At 65.8% G+C, this 8337-nt stretch carries 5 protein-coding genes; all 5 read left to right on the top strand.

Features of this window, described 5'->3' with window-relative positions:
* Nucleotides 1–90: 90 nt before the first annotated feature.
* The 5 genes from QRN53_RS15215 to QRN53_RS15195 all read left to right on the top strand — a co-directional run bounded on the left by QRN53_RS15215 (nucleotide 91) and on the right by QRN53_RS15195 (nucleotide 8329).
* The gene (locus tag QRN53_RS15215) at nucleotides 91–1161 is read left to right on the top strand and encodes a response regulator (protein ID WP_350224177.1); all 1071 of its coding nucleotides are present in this window, start codon (nucleotides 91–93) and stop codon (nucleotides 1159–1161) included.
* A gap of 148 nt (nucleotides 1162–1309) precedes the next feature.
* Nucleotides 1310–4750: a PAS domain-containing hybrid sensor histidine kinase/response regulator gene (locus QRN53_RS15210; protein ID WP_285244673.1), complete on the top strand. Its 3441-nt coding sequence runs from the start codon at nucleotides 1310–1312 to the stop codon at nucleotides 4748–4750.
* Nucleotides 4747–5655 carry a GGDEF domain-containing response regulator gene (locus QRN53_RS15205; RefSeq protein WP_285244672.1) on the top strand — a complete coding sequence of 303 codons (909 nt, stop codon included), beginning with the start codon at nucleotides 4747–4749 and terminating at the stop codon, nucleotides 5653–5655. The genes QRN53_RS15210 and QRN53_RS15205 overlap by 4 nt, the downstream gene beginning before the upstream one ends.
* Nucleotides 5656–5856: 201 nt before the next feature.
* Nucleotides 5857–7443: a S53 family peptidase gene (locus QRN53_RS15200; RefSeq protein ID WP_285244671.1), complete on the top strand. Its 1587-nt coding sequence runs from the start codon at nucleotides 5857–5859 to the stop codon at nucleotides 7441–7443.
* Between the two features lie 130 nt (nucleotides 7444–7573).
* A complete protein-coding gene (locus QRN53_RS15195) occupies nucleotides 7574–8329 on the top strand; it encodes a phosphatase PAP2 family protein (protein WP_285244670.1) in 756 nt (251 codons plus the stop codon).
* Nucleotides 8330–8337: the final 8 nt, after the last annotated feature.

The following is an 8337-nucleotide window of genomic DNA, read 5'->3' as shown; positions in this document are numbered from 1 at the left end:
AAACGCTCCCTAATCGCCTACGACCACTAAATCCAATAGGACTTAATCATCTAGGGAGGACGTATGGTCAGACCTGCGAATTTTCTAAGGGTGCTTGTCGTCGACGATGATCCTGGGTCCTTGCTGGTCGCCCAGGCCGCCGTGGAACAGTCCGGGCACGAATGCCTCTCAGCTGCCGACGGCGATATCGCTTGGGATCTCTACCAGACGTGGCGCCCGCACGTTGTCGTCACGGACCTGCAGATGCCAGGCAAGGATGGACTGAGTCTGTGCCGCGCAATCCGTGCCGCCGGTGAAGACGCGTATACGTACGTGGTGCTCGTGACATCCCACGGCTCCCGGGAGGATGTCCTCGCCGGCATGGAGGCAGGAGCCGATGATTACGTGACCAAACCCTTGGATCCTTTCCTCCTGCAAACCCGCCTCCTTGCCGCCCACCGGGTGACAGCCCTGCACGCCGACCTCGCTGATGCCTTGTGCGCGGCTACAGCCAGTAATGAGAGGTTGGCCGCGTTCACCGGAAGGGTCAGCCACGACCTCCGTACCCCCTTGACGACAATTCTTGGCTACGTGGAACTGGCGTCCATGGATTCGGACCCTAATCCAACAGAGACCTCGGACTACCTGGAAATAGCGGGATCGAGTGCTCGCAGAATGCTCTCCATGGTTGAGGAACTTCTCGCATTCGCCTCCATCGGTGGTTCTTTGGAGAGGAAACAGCTGTCTCTGGCACAGTTGGTGGAAGAAGTCACTGCTGACTTAAGCCTCGGATTAAGTCAGGCGGGCGCGGTTATTGAGTGTGAGGACTTTGTCTTCGATGCTGATCAGGCACAGATGCGCACAGCGCTGCAAAATCTGATCCAGAACGCCGTCGCCTACGCCCGCCCCGCGGTTTGTCCGGTCATTCGTGTCCAAGGGAAGCGATCCATTACCGGGGTCGTGGTGCACGTGGTGGATAACGGTAAGGGAATCTCCGCAGGGGACCGCAGCCGGGTGGTAGAGCCGCTCGTGCGGCTGCACAGGGAAGGGGACCCACCCGGGTCCGGGTTGGGGTTGGCCACCTGTGCCCGCATCGCGGCAGCGCACGCGGGGCGCCTGGAAATTTCCAGTAACCAGGGTGAAGGGACAACCGTGAGCCTGTTTCTCGGCGGGCCGGATTAAGCACTGAGGCCTCGGTCCCGGGCACATGAAAGGCGCTCGGTCAGAGCTGACGGAGCTATATTTTGAGTGTGCGTCTCCGCCCGGTCATTCGGGCGGCCCGGGTCTCAAGTTTTAGCGGGTGAGAGGCGCCCTATTGGGAGGGCCTTACGTGTCTCAAAACGATCTGCTCGAATCCCGACGGCCTATCGGCGGACGCATGGCCCGGCTGGCTTGGCTCGTCGGGTTTACTGCCCTGGTACTGGCGGCGCTGGCGCTGTACTTTGTTTGGAACAATGGCACCGAGCCCGCGAGGGTGACAGGCGACTTCTTCATCCTTGCCGCTGCCCTGGTGGCGGGTATCAGTTGCAGCGGGGCAGCACGGCGAGGTGAGAATGCGCGTGCGTGGTCCCTTCTGGCGGCGGCCGCGTTTACGTGGGCTGCGGGCCAGGCGATCTGGACGTTGTTCGGTCTGACCAACAACAACACGTACCCGTTTCCATCGATTGCTGACGTCCTGTTCCTCGCGTATTCCGTGCCTGCTGCCGCGGCGCTGTTCAGCTTCAAGCGGCCAGCCGGGGCAACGAGGGCGGGCTGGGTCAGGTCGGCTCTTGATGCCTCAGTGATCGCGGGATCGGTCTTGGCGATCAGCTGGTACACCGCGCTCGGGCCAGCCCTGAGCTCAAGCGGCGACGTCCTGACCGTGCTGGTCAGCGTCGCGTACCCGGTAGTGGACGTGGTCATGACCTCCCTGGTGCTGGTCCTTGCAATGCGCCGGCAGCCCGGGGAACGCCTCCCCTGGCTTTGTTTTGGCAGCGGGCTGCTCGCCCTGACCATCACCGACAGCACGTACGTCAGGCTCACGTTCGACGGCGTCACGGGCGTCACGGGCTCGCCCCTTGCGCTGGGGTGGATCGGCGCCTTCCTCCTGATTGCCCTTGCACCGCTGGTCCCGTACGCGGAAAGACCCCAGCCCGAGCGGAAGGCGTTCGCGCTGGCCTTGGAGCTCCTCCCCTACGCTCCTATCCTTGTGGCGTTGGCTGTCGTTGCCGGCCCGCACGTGCAGGAACTCAATACGTTCCTTTTGGTGGTGGCCAGGACGACTGTTGTGCTGATCGTTATCCGCCAAGTGTTGATCGTCATTCAGAACCTCACTCTGGCCACCGGCCTGGAACGGGAAGTAGCTGTCCGGACAGCGGAGCTTGAAGGTTTGGGCGCCATCGTGAATTCGTCGACGGATGCCATTCTGAGCACCACGCCCGAGGGGGTAATCGCCAGCTGGAATCCTGGAGCCGAGCGGCAGTACGGCTATTCCGCCGAAGAGGCGATCGGCCGCGACGGACGAATCCTCCTGCCCCCGGGCAGCGCTGACAGGATCCAGGAGATCTTTGAGCGGCTCCGGGGCAGCGGCGAGGCGATGAGCTTCGAAACCGAACACGTCAGGAAAGACGGGACGGTCATCCCGGTGTCCGCGACGGTTTCACCGATCCGGAAAGACGGGAACCTACGCGGGATTGCGATCATCGCCAGGGACATCACCCTCCGCCGGGCGGCTGAGAACGAACTGAAGGCAGCGAGGGCAGCGGCGCTGGAAGCCAGCAGGCTCAAATCTGAATTCCTGGCCACCATGAGCCACGAAATCCGTACGCCGATGAACGGCGTCGTGGGACTAACGGCGCTCTTGCTCGAAACTCCGTTGGATGAAACGCAGAAGCAATACGCCCAAGGTGTCCAGGGCGCCGGTGAGGCGCTGCTGGCCTTGATCAATGACATCCTGGATTTTTCCAAACTCGAGGCGGGCAAGGTGGAACTGGACCTGCGGCCCTTCGATCCCCGGCTCCTTGTGGAGGACGTCGCGGGGCTGTTGGCGGAGCCGGCACAAGCCAAGGGGTTGGAGCTCATCGCCTACTGCGAGCCCGGACTTCCCGGCAGACTGACCGGAGATTCAGGCAGGATCCGCCAGATCCTGTTGAACCTGGCGTCCAACGCGGTGAAGTTCACTGCGGCAGGAGAAGTCGCCATCCGGATTACGGCCGAGACGCGTGATCGACGGCCCGGAGCCGTTGCCATGATCTATTTCGAAGTCCGCGATACGGGAATCGGTATTGAACCCGCACAGCACGCCCGGCTGTTCGAATCCTTTTCCCAAGCCGACGCCTCAACCACCCGGCGCTATGGCGGCACCGGCCTGGGGCTGGCGATCTGCAGCCGTCTGACCGAAGCCATGAGCGGTGAGATCGGGATGCGAAGCGTGCCGGGCCAAGGCAGCACATTCTGGTTCCGGATCCCGTTGCCGGTGGCACCACCATCCACCAATCCCCTGCCGGCAGCCGATTTCCTCACCGGCATGCGGGTCCTGGTGGTCGACGACAACGCCACGAACCGCTTGGTCCTGGAATCGCAGTTGCGGGGCTGGCGGCTCAAACCCCACCCTGTGCCCGACGCCATGACTGCATTGGCCAGCGCCCGGGAAGCGGCAGAGCGGGGAGAACCCTACGATCTTGCGGTCCTGGACCTTTGCATGCCCGGAACCAATGGCCTGGAACTGGCACAGGCGATCAAAGCCGACCCGGCCCTGGCCGGCATCGAACTGATCATGCTCACCTCCACCATGCAGATCAACGGCTCAGCGATCGCCGACGCAGGCGTGCGGGAATGGCTCATGAAACCGGTCCGCAGCTCCGAGTTCTACAATCGCCTGGTCCGCTTGATGTCCACCAGCGGACAACGCCCGCCAGCCCAGAGGCTCGCCGGCATGACCAGTGCAGCTCTCCGGGAACAAGCTGCCAGCGGCCCCTCCCACCATCGGCACGTCCGCGGCCGCCTCCTGGTCGTCGAGGACAACGACGTCAACCAGCTCGTGGCCCGATCGACAGTGGCGAAGTTCGGGTATGCCGTGGATGTAGTCGCCAACGGCGCCGAAGCTGTGGCCGCCGTCGAAACAACACCGTATGACGCCGTCCTGATGGATTGCCACATGCCCGTAATGGACGGGTTCGAAGCCACCAGGATCATCCGAAGCCGTGAGAACGGGAGCAGCCGGTTGCCCATCATCGCCATGACCGCGGGTGCACTCGACGGGGACCGGGAACGCTGCCTCACGGCCGGCATGGATGACTACCTCGCCAAACCCGTCGACGCCACTGACCTCGAAATGATCCTGGCCCGGTGGGTCCGGGACCCGGCCACACGTTTCCTACCCGGCCAACCTCTCGCTGTTACCGGCGGACATGGGGCAGCCAGCAGCGGGCATTCCAGGCGGGGACTCGATATGAGCCGGCTGGCGATTCTTCGTGATCTCGGACCCTCCGACGGGCGGGGCCTATTACCCGCGGCAGCAGAAGCTTTCCGCAACGATGTCCCGGACCGGATTGCCGCCCTGAACCGAGCGATCAACGACAACGACGGTCCAGCCCTGGCCCAGGCGGCACATGCACTCAAGGGTGCCTCGGCCAACATTGGCGCCATCACCGCCGCGGACCTGTGCGGCGAGCTGGAGGCCATGGGATCGAACGGAAATCACGGCCACGCCCGGCAACTTGTCAGCCGCCTGGAAGAGGAGCTTGCGCACGTGAATATCGAACTCGATCGGGCCCTGGACGGTGCCCCGTGAAAGTCCTGGTAGCAGATGACGATCCGGGCTCGCTCCTGGTAGCCAAGGCGGCCGTCGACCGTTCCGGCCACGAATGCCTGACGGCGACGGACGGCGACGAGGCGTGGGCCATCTTTCTGGAGCACCAGCCGGACGTCGTCGTCACGGACTGGATGATGCCCGGCCGGGACGGTCCCGCCTTGTGCCGTGCGATTCGGGCGCGGGACACCGACCTGTACACCTACATCGTGCTGCTGACCTCGCAAGGATCCCGGGACGACGTCCTCGCCGGGCTCCAGGCCGGCGCGGACGACTACGTCACCAAGCCGCTGGACCCATTCGTCCTGCACACCCGGCTGCTTGTAGCGAAGCGGGTCACCACCCTGCACGCCGACCTCGCCCACTACCGGAAGATCCTCTCACAGCAAGCCCGCACCGATCCCCTGACGGGCCTGAACAACAGGCTCAAGCTCACCGAAGACCTGACTCAACTGCACGTCCGCAGCCGGCGCTACCAGGAGCAATACTGCATCGCCATGTGCGACGTCGATAATTTCAAAAGCTACAACGACATCTACGGACACCAGGCAGGCGACCAGGCCCTCCAAGCGGTCGGGGCCGCGCTCGCCGACGTCGCGCGCAGCAGCGACGGAGTTTATCGGTACGGCGGCGAAGAATTCCTGTTGATTTTGCCCAACCAGTCACCACACGGCGCCAAAAACATGCTGGAAAGGGCACTCCACGCCGTCCAAGCCCTCAACATCACCCATTCCGGGGACCCGACCGGCCACCTGACACTCAGCGCAGGCATATCCGCCTTCACCCCCGGGCACCACCCTGACGCCGACACCGTACTGGGAGACGCCGATGCGGCCCTCTATACCGCCAAGGCAACGGGCCGGAACCGGGTCGCGCTGGCACCGTGACCACGGCCCCCGAAGTTGCGCTTCCGCCTCGAACAGCGAACAAACCGCTTACCTCAGCCGGCACGGCGCCGTAAGCCTGAACCTGAAAGACGAATTTGAGTCCGTGTGCGTTTGGCGGCTCCGGAGGGACCAATGTTCCCTGTTCATTGTCAGTGGCGCGGAGCACAATGGGCCTTGCCTGACCAAGAACGGAGCCATCCCATGTCCGAGCACACCCACCCCACACCCGAGCACGCAGAGAGCCGCGTCCCCCTTCCCGGCTCAGAACGCCCCACGGCGGCACGGATCCAAAACACCCTGGGTCCCGTCAATCCCGCCCACAGGATCGAGGTCACCGTGATCCTGCGCCGCCAGGAACCGCTGCCGGAGACCTCCACCGAGCCCACCCAGCCCCTGACCCGCGAAGAACTGGCCGCGCGCCACGGCGCCTCCGACGCCGACCTCAGCCTCGCCACGGAGACCTTTACCCGGCTCGGCGCCGACGTCGTGGAGGCCGACCCCGCTTCCCGCCGCATCCGCCTGGCCGGGACGGTGGAGGTGCTGAGCCGGATCTTCGGCACCAGCCTGGAGGAAGTCACCAGCAGCGGCCCGCACGGCCACGACGTCACCCACCGGCACAGGACCGGAGGGCTGGAGATCCCCGCGGAACTGGACGGCGTCGTCACGGCGGTGCTGGGCCTTGATGACCGGCCCCAGGCCCGCGCCCAGTTCCATGCCATTCCATTAGCCGCATCCGGGACCAGCTACACCCCGCCCGAACTCGCCCGGATCTACAACTTCCCCAGTGGCGGCGGCGCCGGCCAGAGCGTGGCCATCCTCGAACTCGGCGGCGGCTTCGCCCAATCCGACCTGGACGCCTACTTCGCCGAGCTGGGCATCACCGGGCCCACCGTCCGGGCAGTGGGGGTCGACGGCGCCGCGAACCATCCCGGACAGGACCCCACGGGCGCGGACGGCGAAGTCCTCCTGGACATCGAAGTGGTGGGCGCTCTGGTGCCCCAGGCGGATATTCCGGTTTACTTCGCCCCCAACACCGACGCCGGATTCCTCGACGCGATCATCAACGCGTCCCACGCCACCCCGGCACCCACGTCCATCAGCATCAGCTGGGGCCAAAGCGAGGACGACTGGACCGCCCAGGCCCGGACAGCCTTCGACCAGGCCCTGGCCGACGCCACGGCACTCGGCGTGACCGTCACCGCGGCCGCAGGGGACAACGGCAGCGCAGACGGCGCCACGGACGGCAAAGACCACGCCGATTTTCCCGCTTCCAGCCCCCATGTGCTGGCGTGCGGCGGAACCCGCCTTGACGCGGACGCCGCCACGGGAACCATCACATCCGAGACGGTGTGGAATGACGGCCCGCACTCAGCCACCGGCGGCGGGTACAGCGACACCTTTCCTGTCCCCGCCTGGCAGTCCGGCCAGTCCGTGCACCACGGCGGCCACCACCCCTCAGGGCCGAAAGGCCGCGGGGTGCCGGACGTCAGCGGCGTGGCGGACCCCCAGACGGGCTACAAGGTGCGGGTGGACGGCAAGGACATGGTCATCGGCGGCACCAGCGCCGTAGCACCGCTCTGGGCCGCGCTCATCGCCCTCCTGTCGCAGTCAACCAGCCGCACCTTCGGGCAGATCCAGCCGCTGCTCTACCGCAACAAGGCGGCCTTCCGCGACATCACCACCGGAAACAACGGCACCTACAAGGCCGCCGCCGGCTGGGACCCCTGCACCGGCCTCGGCAGCCCCGACGGAGCAGCGCTCCTGACCGCGATCACAGCCGGCCCATGACCTGACCGGGCGCCATCCGCGGCCCTGCGGCGGTCACGTTTCTTAAGCCTTTCTTAGGAACCCTGGGGAAGGATCGAAACAGAGACCACGGACAGAACCCTGTCCGCCGCAGGACCATCCCGGAGGATTCGTGAACGGACCAACCCGAGCCCACAAGACAACAGCCGGCCCCCGCACCACCGCCGCGGCCCGCACCCAGTTCCCGGTGCTCCCCCAGGCCCGGCACTGGCTGCTGCTGGGCGCGCTGCTGTGCGCCGCCGTCGTCGCCCTTGGTTTCACGGTGCAGCTCCTGCCCGGCGACACCGCCGCCGAACTGCACGTGGACCAGGACCTCAGCACGCACCACGTTGCCGTGCTGACCGCCGTCGCGATGGGAATCAACCTTCTGTTCGGCCCGGTGGCCGGCCTGGGCCTGATCGCCGTCATCGCCGTCGTGGTGCTGCTGGTGCGCCGCGACCTGGCCAAGGCTGTAGCCTTCGGCGTGGTGGCGTGCTCGGGCTGGGTGGCCAGCGAAGTCTTCAAGCTCATCGTCGCCCGGCAGCGGCCCAACCCGGCCCTGCTGTTCGACCCCCTGGCGCCGGAAACCGGATCCAACAGCTTCCCCAGCGGCCACGTCAGCTTCGCCGTCGCCCTGGCCTTCGCCCTGTACTTCCTGGCCCGGGGCACCCGCTGGTCCAAACTGGTGGCCGCGGCCGGCGCCGTCATGGCCGTGACCGTGGCATGGTCCCGGCTGTACGTCGGCGTGCACTACCCCACCGACGTGGTTGCCTCCTTCCTGGCCGCGAGCGCCGCCGTCGTGCTGCTCGCCGGGCTCTGGAACCGCTTCGCTCCCCGGATCTTCGACCGCCTGCCCGCCGCGCTCACCACCCCGTCCAGCCGACGCTAAGGAACCCC

Origin of the sequence: Pseudarthrobacter sp. fls2-241-R2A-127 (genome assembly GCF_030209355.1) — a bacterium.
Taxonomy (GTDB): Bacteria; Actinomycetota; Actinomycetes; order Actinomycetales; family Micrococcaceae; genus Arthrobacter.
This window is presented reverse-complemented; position numbering and strand designations above follow the sequence as displayed.